Annotated in this window: 21 protein-coding genes; 12 read left to right on the plus strand and 9 right to left on the minus strand. The window is 63.2% G+C overall.

The features are described from left to right. Positions 1 to 52: 52 nt before the first annotated feature. Genes OXI49_18205 through OXI49_18220 form a run of 4 tightly spaced genes read left to right on the plus strand, consistent with a single transcriptional unit; the run spans position 53 to position 2,236 of the window. Positions 53 to 394 carry a metalloregulator ArsR/SmtB family transcription factor gene (locus OXI49_18205; GenBank protein MDE2692430.1) on the plus strand — a complete coding sequence of 114 codons (342 nt, stop codon included), beginning with the start codon at positions 53 to 55 and terminating at the stop codon, positions 392 to 394. Then, positions 391 to 813 (plus strand): SRPBCC domain-containing protein, encoded by a 423-nt coding sequence (locus OXI49_18210; GenBank protein MDE2692431.1) that lies wholly within the window; start codon positions 391 to 393, stop codon positions 811 to 813. Before OXI49_18205 ends, OXI49_18210 begins: the two co-directional genes overlap by 4 nt. Next, positions 810 to 1,793 carry an alpha/beta fold hydrolase gene (locus tag OXI49_18215; protein ID MDE2692432.1) on the plus strand — a complete coding sequence of 328 codons (984 nt, stop codon included), beginning with the start codon at positions 810 to 812 and terminating at the stop codon, positions 1,791 to 1,793. Before OXI49_18210 ends, OXI49_18215 begins: the two co-directional genes overlap by 4 nt. Further along, entirely contained in the window at positions 1,790 to 2,236 is a 447-nt protein-coding gene (locus OXI49_18220) for a type II toxin-antitoxin system VapC family toxin (protein ID MDE2692433.1), read from the plus strand. Before OXI49_18215 ends, OXI49_18220 begins: the two co-directional genes overlap by 4 nt. Before the next feature lie 433 nt (positions 2,237 to 2,669). On the opposite strand, the gene OXI49_18225 is transcribed toward OXI49_18220, so the two are convergent. The 8 genes from OXI49_18225 to OXI49_18260 form a co-directional block, all read right to left on the minus strand. Then, entirely contained in the window at positions 2,670 to 3,455 is a 786-nt protein-coding gene (locus tag OXI49_18225; protein ID MDE2692434.1) for a hypothetical protein, read from the minus strand. After that, positions 3,452 to 4,381: a protein phosphatase 2C domain-containing protein gene (locus OXI49_18230; protein MDE2692435.1), complete on the minus strand. Its 930-nt coding sequence runs from the start codon at positions 4,379 to 4,381 to the stop codon at positions 3,452 to 3,454. The genes OXI49_18225 and OXI49_18230 overlap by 4 nt, the downstream gene beginning before the upstream one ends. Next, the gene (locus OXI49_18235; protein ID MDE2692436.1) at positions 4,374 to 5,024 is read right to left on the minus strand and encodes an FHA domain-containing protein; all 651 of its coding nucleotides are present in this window, start codon (positions 5,022 to 5,024) and stop codon (positions 4,374 to 4,376) included. Before OXI49_18235 ends, OXI49_18230 begins: the two co-directional genes overlap by 8 nt. Positions 5,025 to 5,145: 121 nt before the next feature. Next, entirely contained in the window at positions 5,146 to 7,977 is a 2,832-nt protein-coding gene (locus OXI49_18240; GenBank protein MDE2692437.1) for an SUMF1/EgtB/PvdO family nonheme iron enzyme, read from the minus strand. A 38-nt stretch (positions 7,978 to 8,015) separates the two neighbouring features. Next, entirely contained in the window at positions 8,016 to 8,492 is a 477-nt protein-coding gene (locus OXI49_18245; protein MDE2692438.1) for a hypothetical protein, read from the minus strand. Positions 8,493 to 8,789: 297 nt separating this feature from the next. Beyond that, positions 8,790 to 9,551 (minus strand): serine/threonine-protein phosphatase, encoded by a 762-nt coding sequence (locus tag OXI49_18250; GenBank protein MDE2692439.1) that lies wholly within the window; start codon positions 9,549 to 9,551, stop codon positions 8,790 to 8,792. Positions 9,552 to 9,714: 163 nt separating this feature from the next. Continuing rightward, positions 9,715 to 10,500, minus strand: a complete 786-nt coding sequence (locus tag OXI49_18255) for a MotA/TolQ/ExbB proton channel family protein (GenBank protein ID MDE2692440.1) — start codon at positions 10,498 to 10,500, stop codon at positions 9,715 to 9,717. A gap of 27 nt (positions 10,501 to 10,527) precedes the next feature. Further along, positions 10,528 to 12,015: a trypsin-like peptidase domain-containing protein gene (locus tag OXI49_18260; GenBank protein ID MDE2692441.1), complete on the minus strand. Its 1,488-nt coding sequence runs from the start codon at positions 12,013 to 12,015 to the stop codon at positions 10,528 to 10,530. Between the two features lie 1,014 nt (positions 12,016 to 13,029). On the opposite strand from OXI49_18260, the gene OXI49_18265 reads away from it, so the two are divergent. The 3 genes from OXI49_18265 to OXI49_18275 all read left to right on the plus strand — a co-directional run bounded on the left by OXI49_18265 (position 13,030) and on the right by OXI49_18275 (position 16,469). Beyond that, positions 13,030 to 13,407: a hypothetical protein gene (locus tag OXI49_18265; GenBank protein ID MDE2692442.1), complete on the plus strand. Its 378-nt coding sequence runs from the start codon at positions 13,030 to 13,032 to the stop codon at positions 13,405 to 13,407. A 23-nt stretch (positions 13,408 to 13,430) separates the two neighbouring features. Beyond that, complete coding sequence (locus OXI49_18270; protein ID MDE2692443.1) at positions 13,431 to 13,898, plus strand: aldolase/citrate lyase family protein; 468 nt, start codon at positions 13,431 to 13,433, stop codon at positions 13,896 to 13,898. A gap of 750 nt (positions 13,899 to 14,648) precedes the next feature. After that, the gene (locus OXI49_18275) at positions 14,649 to 16,469 is read left to right on the plus strand and encodes a pentapeptide repeat-containing protein (protein ID MDE2692444.1); all 1,821 of its coding nucleotides are present in this window, start codon (positions 14,649 to 14,651) and stop codon (positions 16,467 to 16,469) included. 747 nt (positions 16,470 to 17,216) lie between these two features. On the opposite strand, the gene OXI49_18280 is transcribed toward OXI49_18275, so the two are convergent. Continuing rightward, positions 17,217 to 17,468, minus strand: coding sequence for a DUF2442 domain-containing protein (locus OXI49_18280; protein ID MDE2692445.1), 252 nt, complete (start codon positions 17,466 to 17,468; stop codon positions 17,217 to 17,219). 39 nt (positions 17,469 to 17,507) lie between these two features. Here OXI49_18280 and OXI49_18285 point away from each other — a divergent pair, with 39 nt between their 5' ends. The 5 genes from OXI49_18285 (at position 17,508) to OXI49_18305 (ending at position 23,887) form a co-directional block, all read left to right on the plus strand. Next, positions 17,508 to 18,320, plus strand: a complete 813-nt coding sequence (locus tag OXI49_18285; GenBank protein MDE2692446.1) for a crotonase/enoyl-CoA hydratase family protein — start codon at positions 17,508 to 17,510, stop codon at positions 18,318 to 18,320. A 575-nt stretch (positions 18,321 to 18,895) separates the two neighbouring features. Then, positions 18,896 to 20,206, plus strand: a complete 1,311-nt coding sequence (locus OXI49_18290) for a hypothetical protein (GenBank protein MDE2692447.1) — start codon at positions 18,896 to 18,898, stop codon at positions 20,204 to 20,206. Continuing rightward, the gene (locus OXI49_18295; GenBank protein ID MDE2692448.1) at positions 20,203 to 22,170 is read left to right on the plus strand and encodes a hypothetical protein; all 1,968 of its coding nucleotides are present in this window, start codon (positions 20,203 to 20,205) and stop codon (positions 22,168 to 22,170) included. Before OXI49_18290 ends, OXI49_18295 begins: the two co-directional genes overlap by 4 nt. Further along, the gene (locus tag OXI49_18300) at positions 22,167 to 22,781 is read left to right on the plus strand and encodes a hypothetical protein (GenBank protein MDE2692449.1); all 615 of its coding nucleotides are present in this window, start codon (positions 22,167 to 22,169) and stop codon (positions 22,779 to 22,781) included. The genes OXI49_18295 and OXI49_18300 overlap by 4 nt, the downstream gene beginning before the upstream one ends. After that, a complete protein-coding gene (locus OXI49_18305) occupies positions 22,772 to 23,887 on the plus strand; it encodes a hypothetical protein (GenBank protein MDE2692450.1) in 1,116 nt (371 codons plus the stop codon). The genes OXI49_18300 and OXI49_18305 overlap by 10 nt, the downstream gene beginning before the upstream one ends. Positions 23,888 to 23,997: the final 110 nt, after the last annotated feature.

Here is a 23,997-nt window from a genome sequence, read left to right on the forward strand (position 1 = left end):
CATTCAACCCAAGGGTTGAACGACACCGCCCAATCCCGCTACCCTCAACCACATGGTTGAACAACACCTGAACCGCATCTTCCACGCCCTCTCCAACCCCACCCGCCGCGCCATCCTCGGCCGCCTCGCCTCGGGCCAAACAACCGTAGGCGATCTCTCCCGCCCACTCCCCCTGTCCTTCGCCGGCGTCTCCAAACACCTCGGCGTACTCGAACGCGCCGGCCTCGTCACCCGCGAGGCACGCGGCCGGGAACGCATCTGCCGGCTCAACCCGGCCGCGCTCCGGGACGCCCAGGACTGGCTCGAGTTCCACACGCGCTTCTGGACGGAGCGCCTCGATGCGCTTGGCGCCCTGGTCGAGACCGGCGGCGACGAGGAGGGCGAACGGCGATGACGGACCTGACGCTTCAACGCGTGATCGACGCACCGGTGGAGCGGGTCTACGCGGCCTGGACCGACCCGGAGTTGCTGAAGCAGTGGCTGGCGCCGGGCAATGCCGTGGCCTCGCGCGCGGTCGCCGACGTCGCGGTCGGCGGGACGTTCCTCATCGAGATGCGCGGGACCGACGGGCAGCGCTGGCTCGCGCGCGGCGTGTACCGGGAAGTCGCGCCGCTACGTCGTCTGGTGCACACCTGGCGCTGGGAAGGCAGTGACACCGAGACGCTGGTCACCATCGAGTTCGAGCCCGAATCGGCCGACAGGACGCGCCTCACGCTCACTCATGCCCGGTTCACCCAGGACGAGGCCCGCGACGAGCACGAGCGGAGCTGGGCCGACTGTCTCGAGAAGCTCAGGGAGCTGTGCGCCGCGTGAACGGGACCTCATCGACCGCCCGTCCCGACTGGGTCTCGGACGACCTGTTTCCCTTCGAGAGCCGCTTTCTCGACCTCCCGCCCGATCACCGGATGCACTACATCGACGAAGGCGAGGGCGAGCCGATCGTGTTCGTCCACGGCAACCCCGCATGGTCGTTCCTGTTCCGGCATCCGGTCCGGGAACTGCGATCGGAGTACCGCTGCATAGCACTCGACCACATCGGCTTCGGCCTCTCGTCACGGAGCGCACGGCGCGAGGACCATCGTCCCGGGAGTCACGCGCGCCGCCTGGCCGCCCTGCTCGACCATCTCGACCTTCGCGGGATCACCCTGTTCATGAACGACTGGGGCGGGCCGATCGGCCTCGACTTCGCGCGCAGGCACCCGGAGCGCGTCAAGCGTCTCGTCATCGCGAACACCTGGTGCTGGCCGGTCGGGGACGACTTCCACTTCAGGTCGTTCAGCTTCCTGATGTCGAGCTGGATCGGCCAGTACCTCCTGCGGCGCCACAACATCTTCGTGAACCGGGTGATGCCGAGAGCGGTCGGCGACCGACGCGTCCTGACGCCGGAGATCATGGCCCACTACCGCGGCGCCCAACCGTCGCCCGCGGCACGGGCCGCGAGCGCCGCGCTGCCGGGCTACATCGTAGGCGCGAGCGACTGGCTGCGCTCGATCTGGCAGGACCGCGCCGCCTTCGCGGACAAGCCGGCGCTCATTCTCTGGGGCCTGAAGGACATCGCGTTCCGGAGGAAGGAACTGGAGCGGTGGAAGTCGGCGCTTCGGGACGTCGAGGTGCGCGAGCTCGAGGACTGCGGGCACTTTCTGGCGGAGGAGGCGCCGGGGAGGGTCGTGGAGGCGCTTCGGGGGTTCATGGGGCGGTCGGTAGAGGCACGTCCCATGGGGCTCCGGCCGGGGTTCGACCTGGACGACATCGGCGGTCTGCTCGACGTTCTGGACGGTCCAACCCGCCGGTGACACTCATCGACGCCAATGTGCTGCTCTACGCCTACGACTCCGAGAGTCCGTTCCAGAAGGCGTCGGCGCGATGGCTCGAGACCGAACTTTCGTCAGGCCGCTCCGTCAGCTTCGCGCTCGTCACTTTGCTCGCCTTCGTCCGCATCGCCTCGGATCGCCGCGTCTTCTCCCGTCCTCTGACGCCGGCCGAAGCCTGCTCCCTGATTGAAGGGTGGCTGGCCCTGCCGAACGCCAGGCTGCTGCAACCGGGGCCGCGGACCTGGAAGATCCTGAGCGAAGTCTGCGGCAGCGGTCAGGCCAGGGGCCCGATGGTGATGGACGCGCACCTCGCCGCACTGGCGCTCGAGCACGGCGCCTCGATCACCACCACCGACCGGGACTTCACGCGGTTCCCGGGTATCGACCTCATGGACCCGACAGAAGCGACCTCGCACCAGGCGTGAACCAGTTCGAGCCCGCGTCGGGCCGTGCCGCCGCGCACTCGCTCTCGGTTTCGTGCAGGAGGTCGTGCCCACCGGCGACCAGATCGACCGGGCCTGCCCCGCTCGCCGTTCGGGAGATCAAGCGGGCGGCGCAGGCCTATCTCGAAGAGGGCGAGCAGGCCGCGTACCGGGAGATCCCTGCCATGCGCGCAAGGACGGCGAACTCGGCGGACTTCGCGGAGGGGTCGCTTCGTTCGTGGAGCGTTGCAAGGCAGAGGTCCAGGGGCGCTGACTGGGGCTCTACGCAGGCGACGATCGGCGTCGGAACGCCTTGCGTTCGCCGGCTACGACCCATCCTCTCCTACCGTCACTCGCCTCTAGGGCGCTCAGGACGGCGCTGCCCACGTCCTCGATCTCCCCCATGGTCGTCCAGTTGCAACCCCTCTCCTCGATCTCACGCGCAATCATCACTGCCTAACACCTCCCCGGACCGGGACCGAACTGCCCGAACACGGCCGTCTTCGTCAAGGTCTAGCTCAAGCGCTAACTTCACTTGATCGTCCCGTTCCAAGCGGATGTTGGGAATCTCGATCCTCCCCTCTTGCCACAAGACACTACCGCGCACCGTCGACGACTGACCGCTATAGAGCTTGTAGCAGATCCGATACCTCCCGGCTTCCGCGGATGGGTGGAGCCACACCTCGTTGCCCGGCCCCCGAGTGTTGTCCTCTTCTAGCTTCCCGTCCGAGCCCCGATGCTCTCTTTGCGAAAAGTAGAACTCGCGACCCGCCGGGTCTACGACGTGAAGATCGACGTCCTCACGCGACGCCCAGCTCGCGATTACGAGGACAAATGTCTGTGCCAGAGCCGACCGACAGTCCGCCAAGTCCTCATTCAGGCCGCCCAGTTCGTCCCTCGCCGCTCCCAGCTCGTCCTGGCACTGAGCAAGCCGCCCACGCACCGTCTCCACTCGCTGTTGGCATCGTTCAAGGGCGGCCGTGTCGACCGTGCCCGCGAGTTGCGCCTCGAGGACGTCGTTGCGTTCCGTGACCGACGCTAGCTCGGCGCGGCAGTCCTCCAGTTCGCTCGCAGGCACTACCGCTTCTGCTGGACTCTCGGCCGCGATTGAGAAGAAGACCATGAAGATCAGTGCCATAAGAATGAACGCGCCGAGAGCCGAAGCAAACAGGTCAAGAGCCGAAACGCTGAAGACATTGACTTCTCGGCTGCTCTTCTTCATGCGGTGCTCCCAGACGGATCTTCTTCCGATACGAGTCTTCTGCTCTCGACGCGCTTGCCAAACCCCGAAGCTCTCCCCTGCCGATCTGCAGCCTCACCTTCTGAGCTCTTCCGTCGACTAGCGTGCTCCGCCATCCGACTGTCGACAGGCCCGAGCTTGTCGCCGCCAATCCGTACAACGACGACTGTGGCATTGTCTTGTCCCGGCCGCGCGCGAGCTTCTATCCGGCCAATCAGGGTCGTCGCAATTCGCGCGGCAGGTTCTTCTCCGTCGACCCGTGCCGCGCAGATCGATTCGATTTCTTGGTCGTCAAGCGACGCGAGACCGTCACTCGCTAGAATCACGATGTCACCCAACGCAACATCCAGCTCGCCTTGGGCCACTTCCTCAAGTACAGTTCCTTGGATTGCACTCGTCAACGCCGCGCGGTCGGGGTGCTCCCGAGCCGAATCGGCGGATATCTCGCCCCGCTTGACTTGAACGTCTAACTCGTTGCCGTACGTATGCAGCGGGTTGATTCGCTTGAGCCCATCCGCCCGCCACCGAAGAATGAGGGAGTCGCCGATGCTGAGCCACTCGGCTCGGTCATTGAAGAACAGCACAACCACGAGCGTGCAGCCCATGCCGGCGAGGTCAGGCTCGGCCTCAACGACGATTCCCACCTCTCGGTTCGCGTGTGCCAACGCGCGCCGCAGGCGACCTCGGGCAGGCTGGGAGATCAGAGAGTAGCTGTCGAAGAACGTCCGAATCGCCACGTCGCTGGCCCGGTCGCCAGCCGGCATTCCGCCCATTCCATCCGCCACGCCAGCCAGCAGGAGTGCACCCTTCTCAAGAGCGGGCGGCTGAACGTGGACCCCCCAGTCGTCCTCCTGACGACATCGCGCTCCGATCGTTGTCGCCGCCGCGAAGTCGCGGCCCTCAATCATCGACGTCGGACCAGTCGAAGTCCGTGGAACAGAAGGCCTGGAAACGCAGCGTCGTGGCGCCTATCTCAATCGTAGACCCCGACTCGATCTGCATCGGCGACATTACGACCTCGCCGTTGAGGTAGGTGAGGTTTGCGCCGCTTCCGTGACTCAGATGGAACAACCGCCGTCGCGGATCGTACGCGAGCCGCGCATGGTCAGAACGCGAGATGCCGTCATCGCCGAAGGCGATCCGAAGCCGTGCGTCGTCCCCGCGACCAATTGAGTTCATGCCCGTGCCGAGGGCGAATGAGTGGCCTTGGCCCGGACCACCGACGATCACAAGCCAGCCCACTGGCGGGTCGCTCATGGGATCGCTCAGTTCGGGTACCGATGAAGAACTCGCCGCCCGAGTCCGCCGGCGAATCACTCGTGTCTTGTCGACACCTCCCCCTTCCTTTGGCGCCGTCGGCCCCCCCGGGGACCGATGAGCAGCCCCGTGTTTCGGCTCGAACAGGGACTCTTCGTTGCGCTCACGCCGCCGAGCTATAGGATCAGTGTCAGGCTCGACCGCATCATCCCTGCTACCACTCGATTTGCTCTTGGCAATCTGATCTGTCTTGTCGTCGATGATCTGCCCATCGGGGCCACGCAGAATCGGCATACAGCTTGCTCCTCCAATCAGAGTTGATCCCCTCTAGACGTGCGCTGGTCACGCTCTGGCCGGGTCGCGTCGAGCACGCCGGTCGAGATACGCCTTCCACCAGGGCCTCCTGAGCGTTGATTCAAGGCGTGAGCGTCCGGGCTACGCGGAAACCGATGATGTTGTCGTAGTCAAACGACACCTTACGGTGGCGGTTCGCCGCACGGATGGACAACGCAAAGCCATACCACGAACCACCGCGTAACACGCGGACGGAATGGTCAAGCGTAGGACAGTCAACACCTTGAAGCCAAGCCGTGCCGTCCGACGGAGCACCCAAGTAGCTCTCGTTCCAGCAGTCTTGCACCCACTCCCAGACATTACCGTGCATGTCGTGAAGACCCCAGTCATTCGCAGCGAACGAACCGACAGGCGCAGTTCGACTGTCGTCCCATTCGCTGCCGCAACCACCGCAGTTCGCACGATTCGTACCGATCTCGTTGCCCCAGGAGAAGGCTGTACGCGTGCCTGCACGGGCCGCATACTCCCACTCAGACTCACTCGGTAAACGATAGCTCTCACCCGTCTCGGCCGACAACCACGATGCGTACGCCTGAGCGTCCTCGAAGGACACGTTGATCACAGGACGACGGCCGCGACCCCAACCCTCGTCATCAGGTCGCCGACGCACGCTCGAAGAAGCGAACCGGTCATACTCCTCGAACATTACCTCGTGCTTCGACAACGCGAACGACTTCATCTCCACGCTATGCACAGGTTCCTGATCCTCGGCACACGATTGACCCGAAACGCAACCCATACGGAATGAACCTGGAGGCATAACTACAAGCTCTGGACCCTCGCCGCCAGAACTCAGCCGGTCCCGGAACACGTCACCAACCTCGTACGTTCGGCGCTCCAAGACGACCCGCTCCAGAGTGGCACCGTACACCTCCACTGGCCGGCTCAAGTGGTGGTAGCCGGAGCGACTCACCGTCACAACATGACTTCCCTCCGGCAACCGCACGCCAGGTTGGTACCCACCCGCAACCCCAGCAAGCTCCACTCGGGCATCCCGAGGAACGAGCTCCAGCGTCAGCGTGCCGTACGGCACCGATTCCAAGCGACGCTCCAAACGCTCCAAACCACCCTTCGGAACATCCACCTCCACCTGCATTGAGTGATGCTCCTCGGCGCCGAGCGTCAGAGTCACAGCACCTGCTGGCAACTCCAGCGTTACGGGCGTTCCTTCCGCTAGGCGCCGACCATCCTGTTCGATCCAAGCGGCACTGGGCACGGTCAACACTTGCAGCCGACCCGTACCACGCACGAGTTGTCGGTCGATCTGCAGTACGACGCCGTCCGAAAACTGCTGGTCCGGCAGGCTCAACTCCTCATAAGCCGAATGGCGCAACGTCACCATGCGGTTGCCGGACCGAATGTCGCCCCGTTCCAATGGGCTCTCTCCCACAGACAAGCCGTCTACAAGCACCTCGACACCAGGTGGCGCTGTATGCACAACGAGAGTCGCACTACCGCCAAGCGGCGACGCCGATATCGACTCTCCCTGCGTTCTCTCTTCCGGTCGCTCACGCCGTCTCGGAGTCCTTTCCGGTGACGGTTCCTCAGGTGTGGCCGCACGCCCGTCTTCTTCGCTCCTGACCGGCACCGGAGACGAAGGGCTGTCGACAGCACGTTCCAGTACACCGGCCGCGCCCGCGTCGTTGCCTCCCCGGGCAATCGGATCAAGGTCCGCTTCTCCCTCCGATTGCATCCCGGTCTGGGCCGCTTCCTCGTACTCACCACTGCCGACAGGACGTTCCTCAGGCGCCTCTGAACTCGATTGCGGCGGCACCATGCGGTCCCACAGCATCACGCCCCCAACAACCAGCACGAGAACAGCCACTGCGGCGGACAGCCACCAACCTCGTGTCTCTTGGATTCTCCAACGACCGCTCGCAACGACAGCTGCCCCAGCATCCATAGATGCGTCCTGCGCAGGCACCGCTGCCACCGGAGTGACCGGGGCTTCCTCCTTCGGCGCTGCCACCGGCTCCTTCCCTGAAGACGTGCCCTCCAACCGGGAGACCCACTCCTCCAGCGATGCCGGACGCGCCCTCTCATCTACACTCAAACCGCGGTCCACCACCTCAAGAAGCGTTCTAGAGAACCCCTTGACGGCTCGCTCGGTCAACGACCGCTGAGGATCCGCTTGGCCCCGTGCCAATCGATGCATCCGGCTAGTGGCCTCAACCGGAAGCTCACCCGTAACGGCCCGATAGCACAAAGCCGAGAGAGCATAGATGTCCGTCCAAACCCCTTGCTCGCCACCGCTCTCGTACTGCTCTGGCGGCGAGTACCCTGCCGACACGACCGCGGTCAGGTTCTTCGATTTTCGACCAAGCGCCTGACGTGCAGCGCCGAAGTCCAGCAGCACAGGCGACTCGTCCGAACGCCGAATGAACACGTTCGACGGCTTGATGTCCCGGTGCAGAAACCCCGCTGCATGCACATCTCGAAGGCCATCAACGACCGGCAGTAAGACCTTTCGCAACTGACTCTCCGAGAGCCTGCCGCCGAGCCGATCTAAGATCTTGTCTAGTGGCTCGCCTTCCTCATAGTCCATTACGATGTATGCGGTTCTGTTCTCTTTGAAGTAGTCGATCACCCGCACTAGGTTCGGGTGACGAAATCGTGCCAAAACACGCGCCTCGTCCAGGAACCGAGCCAAACCCCACTTCACGTCCTCCCGGTCGCTAGAAGACTTCGCATGCATCGCCGAGCCTTCACGAACCGCGAACTCGTTCGGGAAGTACTCCTTGATCGCCACACGCCGCTCCAGTTGGGCATCGCGGCCAAGATAGGTCACGCCGAAACCGCCAACACCAAGAACGTCCAACAGCTCATACCGGCCGTGCAGAAGATGGCCCCTTGGCAAGGCCTGTCGGTGTTCGTAACCTCCGGATTCGGACATCGCCTTTCCCTTCGAGTCTCAGTCTGTGCCGTACTCGCTCACAGCCGGTGCACCCGAACTCGAGCAATGAACCTAAGCCGTGCCCGAAACTCCCGCCACGTCACTTCCTGCCGACTTGGGCTGAACGGCCACGGATCTCGCAAGACGACATGTGTGATGACCGGCTGATTGAACCGATCTACGCGGTAGTACGCTGCCGTCAGCACGTACGCATGGCCGACCGGCTGGCCAGCCAACCCGACGATCAAGGGCCACCTCAACGCTAAGTCGCCGACGATCTCTGATCCGGAGTAGACCACCGGAGTCGCACTGATCGCCGAGAAGCGGCCGCGCACATCGGGCGCCCAACCGCGGAGCGCATCGAGTATCTGCTCTGGCACCGCCGGCCTGTCGACCAGCGCCCCGTAGATTCTCGCAACCACCTGCTCCTGGTTGACGAACAGGCCATGGTAGTTCAGTACCATTTGCACTGTGGCCGCCCAGCACCAGTTCGCCTGCCGCTGTCGCCCGTTCACTCGGGGCGCAGCGAAGTAGTCGAACTCGTCTCCTGGTACTCCGGCCACAAAGTAACCGGGGCCCAACTCACGTATCGACGGAGTCGAGACCTGGGCCCCTGCCGGTATCGACGACAGCGACTGGAGTATGAACACGGCCGCCGCCGCCATCGAGGCGGCGTGTGCCCGGAGCCTCGCTAGGCACGCCGAACGTGTCCTGTCGCTACTCTTACTCAAGGCGCAGAGCCGCCACATGGCCACTGCCTCGTCAAGGGGTCAATGCCAATCCGTCCGAAGTGCGTCCTCTGACGCGGGCGTTCAGTGACCACGTTCGCTGCCTGGTGACCTGCGGCTGGGCCTAGCGCCGGCCGCGGCCAAGTTGTCACATGAAGAGCCTCCGTTGGCCTTCGCGCGCTCAACGAGTCTCCGCACGCCCGCAGCCAGTTCCACACCACGGAAGACGTCCCTCATATCCGCATTCGTGGCGTTCTCCCAAACGCCATCGCTGACCAACAAAAACCCGCTGAACTCAAAGACGGCCGCGCCGCCCGTTTCCGGTTCGGGCGGCCTGCTGCCGCCGAGCGAGGCATACAACCGGTTCTGATCCGGATGGGCTTTCATCTCTTCCTCGGATAGGCGGCCCTGCAGACGCATGAGCTCAACGATAGAGTGGTCGAGCGTACGACCGACCAGCTTTCCACTCTCGAAGTGGTACATCCGGCTGTCGCCAACATGGGCCCACACGGCAACCGTCTGGCTAATGTGGAGCAGGACGCAGGTGCTGTGAGGGGAGCCCCTGCGTTCGGCCCCCACCTTTCGAATCCGCTGATGAGCCGCCTTTACGATGGACGCAAGGAGCTCTTCGGCGTCACCCCCGGCCCACTCGCCAAGCCGCTCTTCCGCTGCCTCGACGACCGCCTCCGCAGCGAGCCCCCCATCGGAATGACCGCCCAGGCCGTCCGCAAGGACCAGCAACTTTGAGTCGCCCTTCCCGAGGACGGCGACCCGGTCCTGCTGGTGGGTGCGGCCGCCAATGTCCGCGTAGCAGGCGGCTTCGATGCTCGCTTCGCAGTCAGCCACCAATCACCGCCAGCCGGATACTCGTAGCCATCGACTGCTCACCAGTGTCGTCGCCCCTGCCGCCGCTTCGAACCCGCCGCGGCCTAAGGAGTGCTCGGCAAGAACACAGCCAACCATTGCCACGAAGAGGCCCTTATCCGCTCGCGCGCACCATCCCCGGCAACTACTTCTCATAGAGCCGGTTGATGAGATTGTCGAGGCAGTATTGGCCGGCCCGGTTGAGTGCAGATTCCTCGCGACCTTGAGCCACATGCATCAGGAACACGAGAATCGCGGACAACAACAACGCTACGAGTGTAGTATTGAAAGCCACGGCAAGTTTGCCCGTCAAGATCTTCATCCACTCGCCGACAGCGGTCTGGTCCGACGTGACCGGCATGTTCCCAGCCTCTCCCAGAGCCAACGCGATGCCGATAACGGTGCCGATAAAGCCCAGAGTCGGGATCAACCAGACCATGTAGCGCATCATGTTGTACTTCAACTCGATCTCGTGCTGAAGAAGCTCGAGACTGGAGTTCAGTAAAGCGTTGGACTGATTCACCGAACGGCTGCTCTGGAACTGCAGCACGATTCGCACGATGAGGCGCTGCAGGAAGTTACTCTCGCTCGGCGCCCGCGGGTTTACGCGAGTGTAAATGTCGCCGAGGTCTTTCGCACGCAGCATCGTCTGGTCATCCTCGGGCAACAAATGCAACTTCATCTGCCGAAGCTCCCGACCGCCGCGAACAAAGCGTACAAGAACATCCGAAAGGCCCACAAAAAACAAGAGCCACATCAGGTTCTGGATCGTGAACGGGTAGATTGCGCTTCCTCGATCCAGAAGAATGCCCCCGGCGCCGAGTTCGCCCGTCGCTGGCGGTGGCACAAGTAAGCTCAGAACTCCTACGAACAGCGCTCCCGCCACCAAACCTCCGAGGGCTGCCAGCAGCCGCAGATTCGTTTCGGACACCTCGATGCTCCCGTACTACCTAGACTGCTAGTGCGGTACGACGCGGCCGCGCGCGTCGCGCCTGACCGGCCCAACCGGTCTGTCGTCAGAAACGTAGCCCTCCGACGAGGGCACTCCTACGCCACCGCTATGAGACGAAGCGTCCGCCAGTGCCATGAGCTGGCGGGCCGTGGTCCTGTAGTCGCCCAGTTCGAGCTGTTCGTCCGGTCCAACCAACTCTTGAGTCACTGGCTGCCAGGTGCCGTCGCGAAGGACTCTCGTACCGTTCGTACTGCCGTGATCAAGCAGGAGGTATTCCTGACCCCGAACCTCTAGCTCCACATGTAGCCGGGATACTCTCGACGAACTCAACTTCACGTCCACGTCACGCCCTCTGCCTACCCGAACACGAAAGGTGTCCGCTCGCTTCCTGGCTACGGACGCCGGAACGGAGGCCGCCCGCGCACGACGGGAACGCACGACATGGGAAGCGCCGCGCCCCACGCGGGCAATTGCCTCGGCCATGCCGACCTTGAGCGATGCGAAGCCGAAGAGCATGATCGAAGCGAGGATGACGACGGCAACGGCGCCAGCCAGTGGCGCCGTCAGCCAACGGTTTGAAGTGCTGCCCGCGAGAAGTTCCTCCCACTCGCGATCCAACTCGGCAAGCCTCTCCTCAGTAGCTGCACGCTCCTGAGTATTCTGTCCATCGAGATTCCGTTCCAACTCCTCGATTCGTCTCGCGAGGTCCTCGGCGTCTGCCGTCGCAACACCAGGCCCCACAGCCAACGGCGCTTCACAGGAGTCCGTGGCCGAGCGGTACGCGACACTCTGCGTCTCCAGGGAATCGGCAAGCTCGGCAATGAAGGAAGCGAAGAAAACCCCTGTAGGGGCCTGAACATCCACGCCGTCCTGGGTCACAATCACGAGGGCTCGCGGACCGCTGGTGTTGACGCCAATCACGCGGCCGCAAGCATCAATGAGTGGGCCGCCGCTGTTTCCCGGATTGATCTGAGCGGAGTGCTGAACGACTCTCAGTTCACGACGCCCATTCCATGTGCCTCGCTGGATTCGTTTCCCGACGTTGCCTTCGGTGAAGGTCGGGTCGGACGCTTCGGTGCTCAGCGACATGATGTCCGCAACGCCCGGGAATCCCACAGCTGTCACATCGGACAACACACGGGGAGGCGAAACGGCCAACACCAGAGCTTCTAAACCGGCCAAGTCCGTAGACAGGAGAGCCAGATCAAGGTCTGGGTCGGACCAGATCAGCTCAGCCGAGGCGTGCCGGCCCGCCTGAGCCACCACGAACTCACGGCTTCCTTCGACGACATGATGATTGGTTGCCACGTAGCCTTGATCGTTCACGACGAAGCCCGTACCCGATCCGACTTCAGTGATCACCTGGACGACAGCCGGATTCACCCGATCGAGAAACGCCTGATCGCCAAGCGGTGCGGCGGGAAAAGCCGGTCCGCGGAGAAGCGCCATCGTGGTCGCTATCAAGATCAGACGAGCGACGCCCCGTGCAGTCATTCTCCGGCTCCCGTCCACATCGGCATCAGCCAACGACCTCCAGCTTGCGGCTTGAGCTGGCCGTCTCTGTCGCGGTCACCGTGATCGTGGAGGCGGCCCCGGCGACCGGCGTGACGGTAACGGAGGAGGACACGTAGAACGTCACGTTCGACTCGTTCGAAGAAGTCGTCGCGAGGTCAGAGGGCCGTCTTCAAAGGGGAACGACGCGACATCGATCGATAGCGCCGAGGGCGATTCGCCGTCCCCGGCACCTTGACCGCCCTGTTGTCGAACGCCTTGAGGCTGCGCGACGCCGGGTTCGCGTTCGTCCTGTCGGGCCAAGTAGCCCCACTTTCGATCGGATCCAGCCAGTCCGAGAGCGTGCACCCAGTCCACCGCCGTGTTGTTCACGAGCTCGCCGCTGCAAGCGAGACTGCCGCAACCGTCCAAGCGCCGAACACGAGTGAAACCGTTGAGGCGAGGATCAATCGTCGCACTCTGCCGGCCGGGCCTCGGGAAACCCGACTAGCCCGGATTGTCTCGTCCTGAGCCACCCCAACTAGGTCTTATAGCAGCCAAGTAGGGACTCGCGCATCTCCCATTTGGTAGGCCTCCAACCCCGTACAGGTGAGCTCGACCCAATCGAGGCAGGAAGCGCTCCCGTTTCGGAAGTGCCCCCCGCCTTCAAGAAAACTCGCTAGCGCCCGCGACCGGAACGGCCGGCAGCAGAAGCTACACATCGGGTCTCGGTGAGTGCCCCTACGCGGCGCAGCGACTCGAGATCAAGGAGCGGAGTCGCGTCGACCCGTCGAGAGATCGCCGCAGTCGACCCCGACTCACCTCCGGCAGCTCTCCCGCAAGTGTCGTGACGTCCGTGACCGCGGTTGCCGGTACCCCCGGTTCGCTGCGGTACTCCTCGCTGTACCGGTCACAGTGACGTTGACCCAGATCACGTAGCCGAGGTCTGCGGTCGAACCGCCGAACACCCACACGTAGCCGTTCGCCTCCCGTGAACTGCGATCGAGATTCCGCTGCATGGCACTCGACCACATCGGCTTCGGCCTCTCGTCACGGAGCGCACGGCGCGAGGACCATCGTCCCGAGAGTCACGCGCCGCCTGGCCGCTCTGCTCGACCATCTCGACCTGCGCGCGACCACAACATCTTCGTGAACCGGGTGATGCCGAAAGCCGTCGGCGACCGAAGCGTCCTGACGCCGGAGATCATGGCTCACTACCGCGGCGCACAGCCGTCGCCCGCAGCACGGGCCGCGAGCGCCGCGCTGCCGGGCTACATCGTGGGCACGAGCGCCTGGCTGCGCCCGATCTGGCAGGACCGCGACGCCTTCGCGGCCAGGCCGGCACTCATTACTCTGGGGCCTGAAGGACATCGCGTTCCGGAGGAAGGAACTTGAGCGGTGGAAGTCAGCGCTTCGGGATGTCGAGGTTCAGGAGTTGGAAGATTGCGGGCACTTTGTCGCGGAGGAGGCGCCGAAGAGGGTGGTGGAGGTGCCTCGGCGTTCATGGGGCTCGTAGCGTCGGCGACATACGGTCCGCTTGGGTCCGCATGATCGCCGCCTGCCGCGCCGCCGGCATCGACGCCATCGACGGCCCCTTCGGCGACTTCCGCAACGACAAGGCCTACCTCAAGCAGGCCACCTACGCCGCCAACCTCGGCGCCGTCGGCAACTGGTGCATCCACCCCAACCAGATTCCGCTCGCCAACGACGTCTTCGCCCCGTCGCCCAGGGAGATCAAGCAGGCGCAGAAGATGGTCGACCTGTACAACGAGTCGGTGGCGAAGGGGGCCGGGGCCGGCGGCAAGGGCGGGCAGTTGGTGGATGCGGCTACGTTGCGGACCTATCAGCCGGTGTTGGATCGGGCGCGGGCAACGGGGAGGTCGTAGGACGACGAAGCGAGCGAAAAGAACGCGAACGCCGTCCTGGGGCCTGGGTTCGTCTAGGCTTCGGTGCTCATCGAGAGGAGCGAGAACGCAGCTCTCCCCGCTCCCGCGAGAGATAGCCGCCGGTAAGGCTGACGTCGTCATCACGCGGTCGGGCCCGGCCTCTTGGTAAGCTCCTCACTTTCGATGAACAACAACCGCTCATCGGCGCGGACAAGTGTCGACGCGTCCTGGCGGACCTTTGCCCGCGATCGGGTAGTCCGCCTCGTCGAAGTTCCTCTCTGCAGCCAGCGCACGGGAGATCGTTGGCACGCTGGGCTGCCTCCGCTGCACTGAATCCGCCTCCATCCACGGAGAAGCAACCCACCGACCCGAGACCCCGGTGAGCTGGCCGACTAAAGTGTCCGTCATACCCCAGACTGTACTGAGGGTCCATTGACGCTCTCCACCTGAACGTACCGACCCCGGTATCGTCGAACCTCCCTTCAACGAAACGCCACCACTTCACTGCGATCGGCTCCGTGCGTGCCATAAGCCATGAGATTCCTGACTAGACCCCAGCCTCTCATTCGTTCACTGACGGCACTTCTCGGCCGCCGTCACCGTAACGGGTCCTCCGCCCGGACAACACCGCAGCCGCAATCTCCACCTTGCAATGACGGGATCCGAGCCACCACGAACACTGAAGCGTTGCTAGAGGCGACGAATGAGAGCGCACGCACCTTCCGCACTGTCTACCTAGCCTCTCTGCCCGTGACAATCGCCGTCCTTGTCCTTACATTCACCGCTACTGATCGTGTCTTGTTCACCAACAGCGACCTTGTTGCTCCACTCATCAACGTGGCGCTGCCAACCTCCATCTTCTTTGTGGCGGCCCCGATCGCACTCTTGCTGTTACACCTCAACCTCCTACTTCAGGGGACGTTTCTCGCCCAGAGGGTCATCGACTGTAGAGCTGCCCTTGCAAGCACGCCCGAACTCGGGGACGAGAGACTCGGAACACTGCCCTCCGCTCCTTTAGCACAACTTGCGACCGAACGCTCCTCCGGAGTCCCTCGCTCCTTCTTGACTCTGTGGGCCTTCGTCACAGTGGCGCTACTCCCACTTGTCACCTTGGGTGTTCTTCAAGCTCAGTTTCTCGACTTCCAAAGTCCACGGATCACCGGCTTTCACTCTGTTCTACTCGTGACCGATTCCGCCTTGCTTCTGGCTTTCTGGCGCAAGCTCCGTCGAGTTTCTCCAGCTAGATGTCGGACCAAGCCAGTCTATGTCTGGGGCACGACTGTCACAATGGCCGCCTTTCTTCTGCTGGCCCACGCAGGCCGCTACCCGATGCCGAACCCGCTACCAGCATTCACCCTAACGCAGGACCTCACGGACCGTCTAAGCTCTCTGTATCAGCTCACGGTGCGAGACCGGAGACTTCATCTCTCGCCGTCACTTCCGGCAGCACCGACTCCGTGCGAGGAGTCCACAGTTGGTTTGGATTTGACTTCTCGCTCCTTTCGGCACGCCAAGCTAACAGGCTCGGTCCTCTGCCACGCCACACTCGTGAGGGCTGATTTGAGCCGCGCCGACCTACGCGGCGTTGATCTGCGCGATGCCGACCTCAGGAAGGCACACTTGCAACTAGCGGACTTGAGCCATGCCAAGCTGCAAGACGCAGACCTCTACGAGGCCCGCCTTCACGGCGCCGCCCTGAACGACGCCAAACTCCACCGCGCGAACCTGACTTTCGCACGGCTATACGGCGCGTATCTAGCGAGGGCAGAGTTCTTGAACGCCGATCTGTTTGAGGCAAACCTTTCCTGGTCCAAGGGAGATGAGGCGACCTTCCGCGGAGCCGACATGCGTCGCGCGGTGCTTGTGGGCACACGACTGTCCTTTGCTGACCTGAGTGGCGCGCACCTAGGAGGGGCTTGGATCGTCGGGGCATCCATGTTTGAAACCCTGCTCCACGGCACCTCGCTCTCAGGTACACAGGTTATCGGCACCGAGTTGACTTCGGCTGAGCCGCTCGGCGTCGATCTGACCTTCGCCCGCCTTAGCGGATCCAATCTGCGATTCTCGGAACTATATGGCGCAGAGATCAACGAGGACACCAGACTTTCTGGGGTAGTGATCAAGCCGTCGTTTCGGCCCTTTCGTTCGATGGGGAGTCTTCGGGAGCTCGTGGGCACCAGGACGCAGCTGAACGCCGCGAACGTAGTTGGCCTTGTACCTCGTGAGGTAATCTCAGGGGTAGCCCGGATCGACGGTGCAAACGAGGACGTCAAGACGGCGGTTCTGGCGTCGTTGGAACGGATGAGGAAGTTCCCTGATGAGGACGACCTAAACCAGTGGCGATTGAGCTCCTTGGTCAAGCCGTACTCCGAGGTCGAGGCCACGATGTGGCTAGATCTCTTCAGTATGGACTACTGCCGTTTCCGCACGTCACCCTACAGCAGATTCATGGACTCACCGAGCACGTACGGAGTAACCGAGGAATCGACTCGACAGTCGGATCAAGGTTCATGTCCCGACGCTCTAGTCGCCATTCCCCTGTGGGCGCCCTTTCCCCAAAGCGCGTTCTAGTCTCACAGCGCGCGCGCTTGAGAGTACCATCCGAGTATCTGCACAACGCGCGACGGCATCTGTGCCGGCAGCCGAGGGCCGGCATCGCCTCTAGACGCGGCGAGTCGTGCTTTCCCTCTTCCGAGATCCCGAGCACGAAGTCTCGTCTGTTGAAACAGACCGTTCACGCCTCGCGCGAGTTCTGGCAAGCGTCCCAGGTTGTGGTCGTGCTCAAACGTGTCCTCGTCTTCTTCCGCCGCCACAAGCAAGACTTGGTCGCTGATCCGAGGGACGCCTCCGCCGCAATCCGCCGCAGTCGTCGGGAGAGCGTGTCGAAGCACATAGGCACCCATGCTGTGTGTGGCCACGCGCATCCGGCGCTGACACGGCCGTCACCCGCGGCACGGGCCGCAAGCGCCGCGCTGCCGGGCTACATCGTGGGCGCGAGCGACCGGCTGCGCTCGATCTGGCAGGACCGCGCCGACTCCGCGGACAAAGCCGGCGCTCATCCGCTGGGGACTGAAGGACATCGCCTTCCGGAGGGAAGAGCTGGAGCGATGGAGGGCGACGCTTCGGAATGTCGACGTGCGCGAGTTCGAGGATTGAGGGCACTTTGTGGCTGAGGAGGCGGGGGAGGGTGGTGGAGGTGCTTCGGTGGTTCGTGGGGCGGTCGTAGTGGAAGCCGTCCGCTTCACCGATCTCGGCGCTGCCGCTCCGCGCCTCTGGCTCAGCACTCTGGAAGCAGATCCCCAGCGTCTCGCAGCTCTGTCAAGCGGCTCGATGAGGGCGCTGCCCGAAGTCGCCTGCGAGGATGCCCCGCATCGAGAGATCCTCGTCGAGCTCCGGCCAGTGGAGGCCGAAAGGAGAGAGCTCGATCCGTTCGAGCTTCGCTTCCGTCCCGCCCTCGAGACGCGGATTCCCGGCCACGGGAAACGCCAGCTCGAGGCCGCTGGCCAGGATCACGCGGACCTTCCCGTCCCGATACGAAGCGGAAACGGGGCTATCGACCAAGGTGCTCATGCCAAGTCCGGAGTATAGGCTCGCGATTCTCTGACCCGCATGAAAAACCCCGCCCACCCAGGCAGGACTGAAGCAACGCCCATCACAACCACCCTCACCGGGCATGTGCTGCGAATCCACGTGGACCGCGAGAAGAAGCTCAACAGCTTCACCCCCGAGATGTTCGGGCAACTCTCCGCCGCACTGGCCGAACTCGAGGAGGCGGAAGACGCATGGGTCGGCGTCCTCACCTTCCAGGGGAAGCACACGACGGCCGGCCTCGACCTGCCGAAGTTCGCCGGTTCGATGGCCCGCGGCAGGGACGCCGACGAATCGCCGGGCGACCGCCCCGACCCCTTCGCGCTCCGCCGGCGATGCCGCAAGCCGCTTGTGATGGCCGTCCAGGGAATCTGCTACACGATCGGGATCGAAATGGCGCTGGCCGCGGACATCGTGGTGGCGGCCGAGGACGCGCGCTTCGCGCAACTGGAACCCCGGCGCGGCCTCGCGGTGTTCGGAGGCGCCCACGTCCGCTACGTGCAGCGGGCCGGATGGGGAAACGCGATGTACCACCTGCTGCGCGCCGACGAGTTCGACGCCCAGCGCGCACTCGCTCTCGGCTTCGTGCAGGAAGTCGTGCCCGCCGGCGACCAGATCGACCGGGCCCTGGCGCTTGGGGAGGAGATCTGCGAGTGCGCCCCGCTCGCCGTTCGGGAGATCAAGCGGCCGGCGCAGGTCTATCTCGAAGAGGGCGAGCAGGCCGCGTACCGGGAGATCCCTGCCATGCGCGCAAGGACGGCGGACTCGGCGGACTTCGCGGAGGGAATCGCTTCGTTCGTCGAGCGTCGCAAGGCGACGTTCCAAGGGCGCTGACCGGGGAACAACGAAGCACGATTCCGCAGCCCTGGGGCATGAAGGACATCGCATTCCGAAGGAAGGAACTGGAGCGATGGAAGTCGGCGCTTCGGGATACCGAGGTCCGGGAGTTCGAGGATTGCGGGCACTCTGGCGGCGGCGCTTCCGGGGGTTCCTGGGGCGGTCGTGGGCCGGCGGTACGCCAAACGCACGTTCGCTACGGCTAGCCCGCCGACTTGTGCTCCGCTCCGTGAGGTGCACACGACCGCCGCCTCCCGCGTCGCCCGCACCACGGTCCCGATCGCGCTCTGGCTGTTGGGAGGCTGTCCGTGGACCAGCCTAGACTGGACTCGCACGCCATCGTGAGCCCAATTTCGTCTAGGCTCGGCCACAATGAAGGAAGTGAGCGACCCCGAGTGCCAGACGTCTCTGCACCAGCACCCGCTGGAGAACACCGCCCGCCCAGCTAGGGTGGTCACTCACTCATCCCATTCCTCCCGAAAGTCGTCACCGCGGCGCATCGCCGAAGGCGTTTCAGGACTACACCTGGGCCTGACCGAGTCTAGCTTCCTCCGGGGACGGCCCTGGCGCCCATGACCGAACCCGCCCCTAGGCCCCCTCAAGATCCGACGGCCCGAACGTGGCTCCAGGCCCGGGACTGCGAGGCGCCCATCTCCTCAAACGTGGGAGCGGGCGATCTTCCGTTCCAGCGCTGGTTCCGATTCAAGGAGGCCTACTCCCCCGCACTAGTCGCGCAGACAATCGCGACGTGCGACTACCCGGTCCGGCACATCCTGGACCCATTCGGCGGCAGTGGCACGACAGCATTGACGGCTCGAATGGAAGGCCTCGACAGCACGTCGATTGAGGTGAATCCGTTTCTAGCAGACCTGATTCGGGCAAAGGTAACACCGGTATCGGCCACATCCTTCGCCGAGACGTGCCGGCGCATTGTCGAACAGACGAACGTCCTCGAGAACGACTACAACATCATCGACGCCGCGCCGGCCACCTTGGTCGAACCTGGTGTCAACAACCGGTACATCTACGCTCGCGAGACATACGGCGCACTACGCGCGCTGAACCGCCACATCGCTCAGCTCGAGGTCAACGAGTCGCGGCTGGCACGCGTTCTCTTGGGGAGCATACTAGTCGACTGCAGCAACGCTATCGTCAACGGAAAAGGGCGGCGCTATCGTCGGAACTGGCAAGCTCGCAGTGTCACGCGTGCGGACGTCTTTGAGCGTTTCGACGCGGCAGTCACACGGGCTGTTGAGGACTTGAAGGGCTTTGCCCGTACACCCCCCTCGGAGCACTGCGTGTTCAATGACGACGCGAGGAAGCGCCTAGAGCTCCTAGCCGCCGCGGACCTAGCCGTCTTCTCCCCACCGTATCTCAACTCCTTCGACTACACGGACGTCTACAACCTTGAACTCTGGATGCTGGACTATCTCCGCTCTGGAGCCGACAACAAGAGGCTTCGGGCGCGAACACTCCGCTCGCATGTGCAGATTCGGTGGCCATCTGATAAGACGGCGCCTGCGACACCGAAGCTCTTGGCAACGAAGACCGCGCTAGACGAACGCCGTGAGGCCCTGTGGAACCGCAACATCCCGGATATGGTTGTCGGCTACTTCACCGACCTTCAGGACGTGTTGGTTTCGCTAAGTCGTATTCTGCCAGAGCGGGCCTACGTCGTCGCTGCGATCGGCGACAGTCAATACGGTGGCGTGAGGATCGACACAGCCGGAATACTGACCGAGATCGCGAAGAAGTGCGGGTACGAAGTAGAAACGGCCTCCAAGATTCGGTCGCTGCGTGCCAGCGCCCAGCACGGTGGCCGATTCGACTTGGCCGAGACCGTGGTCCGGCTGAGGAACTGTGAGACCAAGGGAACAGGATGACTGACGTGCTGGAGGATTCCAAGTACCGCCTCCCCCTGATTAGCCGGGTGCAGCTTTCGGCATTCGATCTCTATCGCCGCAAGCCCGACATCCGGTCAGACATAGGCAGGGCCGTGTTCTGCCTTATAGGAGCGAACGGCCTCGGCAAGTCGACGTTCCTGAACACCCTTCTCTATGGCCTGACTGGTGGTATCCCCTACCGTGCACGCAGCTTTTCATCCCCCCGGGAGTACGCCGAAGAGGCAACGCGGCTTGATCGCCGGGACGACTACTACGGGGGACGATTGAGCGAAGCGGCAGCAGAACACGCTGCGATTACAGTTCAACTTCGCTGGCCCAGCAAGACTGCCCTAGTCACCCGCCGGCTCCTTGGCCCGGGCGCCGTAACGGCTCTCGAGGTAAGGGCGAGCGCCGACAACTGCGCGTCTCACTTCGAGGGTGAAGACGCAGAGCGCACATACCAAGAACTTGTGGTAGGCGAAACCCGACTACCGAGTTTCGACCAGTTCCTGTTCCTGATGCATTACGTCTGCACCTTCGATGAGGATCGGCACCTTCTCCTGTGGGATCCGGTCGCGTTGACGAACGCCCTCTACTTGGCCTTCGGTTCCGACGGCACCCAGGCCGCCCAGGCGAACGCTCTCAAGCGAGACGTCGAACGGTTCGCTTCGCGCGCCCGCAACAGCCGCTTCGCGGCGAGGCGATCCCTTGACGAGGCCAAACAGCTCCGTAAGGCTCTCGCGTACGACGACGACCGGGAGACCGACGAGGCAACGCTGAGACGCTATCAACGGCTGAACGAACGACTCGATCAGGCCGTTCTGAGGGTCCACCGAAAGGACGCTGAGCTGCGAAAATGTGAAGCGCTCGTTTCAGATCGCAGCGCCGGGCTCACCGAGTTACAACTCGCGTACGATCAGGAATTCGCGGTCCGAGCCGACGTCTCGTTGATTGCACGCCATCACCCGCTCGTTCGCTCCACTCTCAGTAGCGATCGTTGCGCGGTTTGTGCAACCACAGGCGTCGGAGACGCCATCAGAACCTCGATCGAAGCTGACGCTTGTCCTCTTTGCGGGAGTCCGATCGCGGACGGGGTGAACGACGACACGACGATAGAGAGACTGAAGGGCCTCGACCAACAGATCGAAGAGGCTCGAGCTGACCTGCGACAGGCGCTCGATCGTCGTCAGAGGCTCAAGGACCACCACACAACGTCGGTCCAGACAGAGGCCGCCGCCCGGGCCGCTCGGGACGAGTTCCTAGCCGAGAATCCCGACGCGCAAGCGGGGTCTGACTTCCAGGGGGAACCGGGCAAGATCAACGCAGCAATCGAACGCCTACAGGCCGAAGCTCGTCGCTTCGACGAAAGAAGCAAGAAGGAGTATGCGGCTCGAGACAAGGCCAGACGTACTTTACGCACCATCGAACGCGAGCTCCAGGGACGGTTCGATGATCACTCTGAGCGTTTCACGGCTCTCTTCCGCTCTTACGCGGAGGAGTTCATAGGCCTCGCCGTAGATATAGAACTGGAACACCGCAAGGGAGCAAACGAAACAGGTTTCGAGCTTCTGTTGAGTTTGGAGAATCAGACGCGCTCCAGGGCCGATGACGTATCAGAGAGCCAACGGTTTTTTCTCGACATTGCGCTGCGAATGGCCCTCACTGAGTTCGCCAGCTCGACCAGCGCCACCTTGCTGATCGACACGCCGGAAGGCTCTCTGGACATTACGTACGAAGCCCGGGCGGGCCAGATGTTCTCCGACTTCGCGGCACGGGAAAACGCAATCCTCATGACAGCAAACCTCAGGAGTTCAGCTCTGCTGTTGAGACTGGCCGAACGTCAGAAGCAAGCAGGTATGCAGATCGAACGCATGACCGATTGGACCGACCTGAGCGAAGTGCAGCGAGCCGAAGAGAGCCTCTTTGAAGAGGCGTACAGTGAAATCGACCTGGCCTTGCGATGAAGTCCGGTCAGATCTCTCTCCACTCGGCGGCCCTGACGGACGTGGTCTTCCTTGTCGGCCTCGCGCCGTCATCCTTCGTCCCGATTTCGATTGCCGAAATGCACTTGTACGCGTACCTCGCGAATCTGGTCGCGGTCCGCAGAGGCGTGCCGGTATCCGACTGGGGCTATCGATTCTCGGTGACGGCTGATGGGTTTCCCTTCGCGCATGACCTCGAGGACGCAAGGGAGAACCTCGTGCGGCGCTCCATCGTTCGCGTCGACCACGACGGACTGCGGCCCGGAGCGGATTTCTTCGAGAGCGAGATTCACCTGTTGGAGGGCCTAGTGCAAAGCGCCCGTCGAAGGGCATGGCTCGACGACGCCTTCGCCTGTGCATTGCATCTCCCACGCGGCGCCGTGCGCGACGCTGTCAACCACTCCCCTGGGGTCGCCACGGGTCTGCGCCACCAGCGAGCTTCCGCACTTCTCAAGGACGCTGACGTAGAGCAGATCTACGGCGAGTTCGCGCTAATAGGGGAGGTGCTGGGGCCTGATGCCGAGGATGTTCTTCAGACGATAGTGGTGTGGCTGTCCGCACGTGTCGTTACGAAGGGCGGGATGTGGAGCTGAACCCTGCCAGCATCCGCGAGGTGGCCGGGATGCTCTTCGGACGCCACGCGCGTCAGGCCTTCGGCGACCAGGGTGACGACTACCTCAGTCGACTCTTGAACGGCGTCCGCGAGTTCTTTCAGACGGTTCCGCCGGACGGCCTGTCTACGACTTTCGTCTTCCTATACCGGGTGTCGGGGCCTAGCGCTTACGAACTGGACGACAATCTGGAACAACTCGCGGCCTCGCTAGCCATCCGTGATGTCCCAGGATACAGGCGACGGATTGAAGATGTCCCGGTGCTAGTGATCGAGATCCGAAGGGACGGCCTCTACGACTTAGCCGCGACGCCAGAGTCATTGCAGCTCGAACGGCTGTCGGAACACTCGCTCGTCTTCACAAATGAGCGCGGTGTCGACCGTTTCGTTATCGCTGGTCGCTCAACGGATATGCCTCCGTTCGTGACGGGCGCTCGCAGCAACTTCGCTGTCCCGACCATCTCTGATCTTGAGGAAGCACTCGAAAAGTACCGGCGGGAAGCGGCGAATGTCTCGTGTCCCCTGCTCGCGGATGTGTGGGTAGGTGGTCGTGATGGGCCTCGTCTCGTCTTCAAGAACAAACCCGAGTCGACCATGCGTCGGTCTCTTGAGCGCTTCCTAGCGACCAGTATGAACAGGAACGTGTCCGTTCGGCCGGAGCACAATACAGACGAAAGTCACCCTGTGGATTTGGTTGTCAACTGGTTCGGCGTGAGACAACGAGCGCTGATAGAGGTCAAGTGGCTGGGCAAGTCCCTGACTGGGAGTACCGACGGCAGGAGAGTCACAACCTACAGCGATTCGCGCGCCCACGAGGGCGCGGGACAGTTGGCGGGCTATCTCGATCGGGAACGATCGACGGACCCTGAAGTCGCACTCCGTGGGTACCTGGCTGTGTTCGACGGTCGGCGACGCAGGGTGGTCGACGCTTGCACGCCCATATCTCCGGCCGATGCGTGGTTCTTCGAGAACCGAGAGATCAGTCTCACAGGGAATCCGGCTAGTGAGCAGTTGGGCATGGCACCGATGTTCCGGTACTTCCTTGAACCCGGGGCGCCCCCACCTTCAGCGTCGGAACGAGCCTCATAGGGCCTCGGTCACTTCAGGAAGGTTCACCTCCGGGTACAGCTTGGCGAACTGATCGAGACGGACTTCGATCAACTCCTTGTACAGGTCCAGCTTGTGACCGAGCCGGCGCC

The sequence above is a fragment of the Acidobacteriota bacterium genome (assembly GCA_028875725.1).
In the GTDB taxonomy this organism is placed as follows: Bacteria; Acidobacteriota; Thermoanaerobaculia; order Multivoradales; family Multivoraceae; genus Multivorans.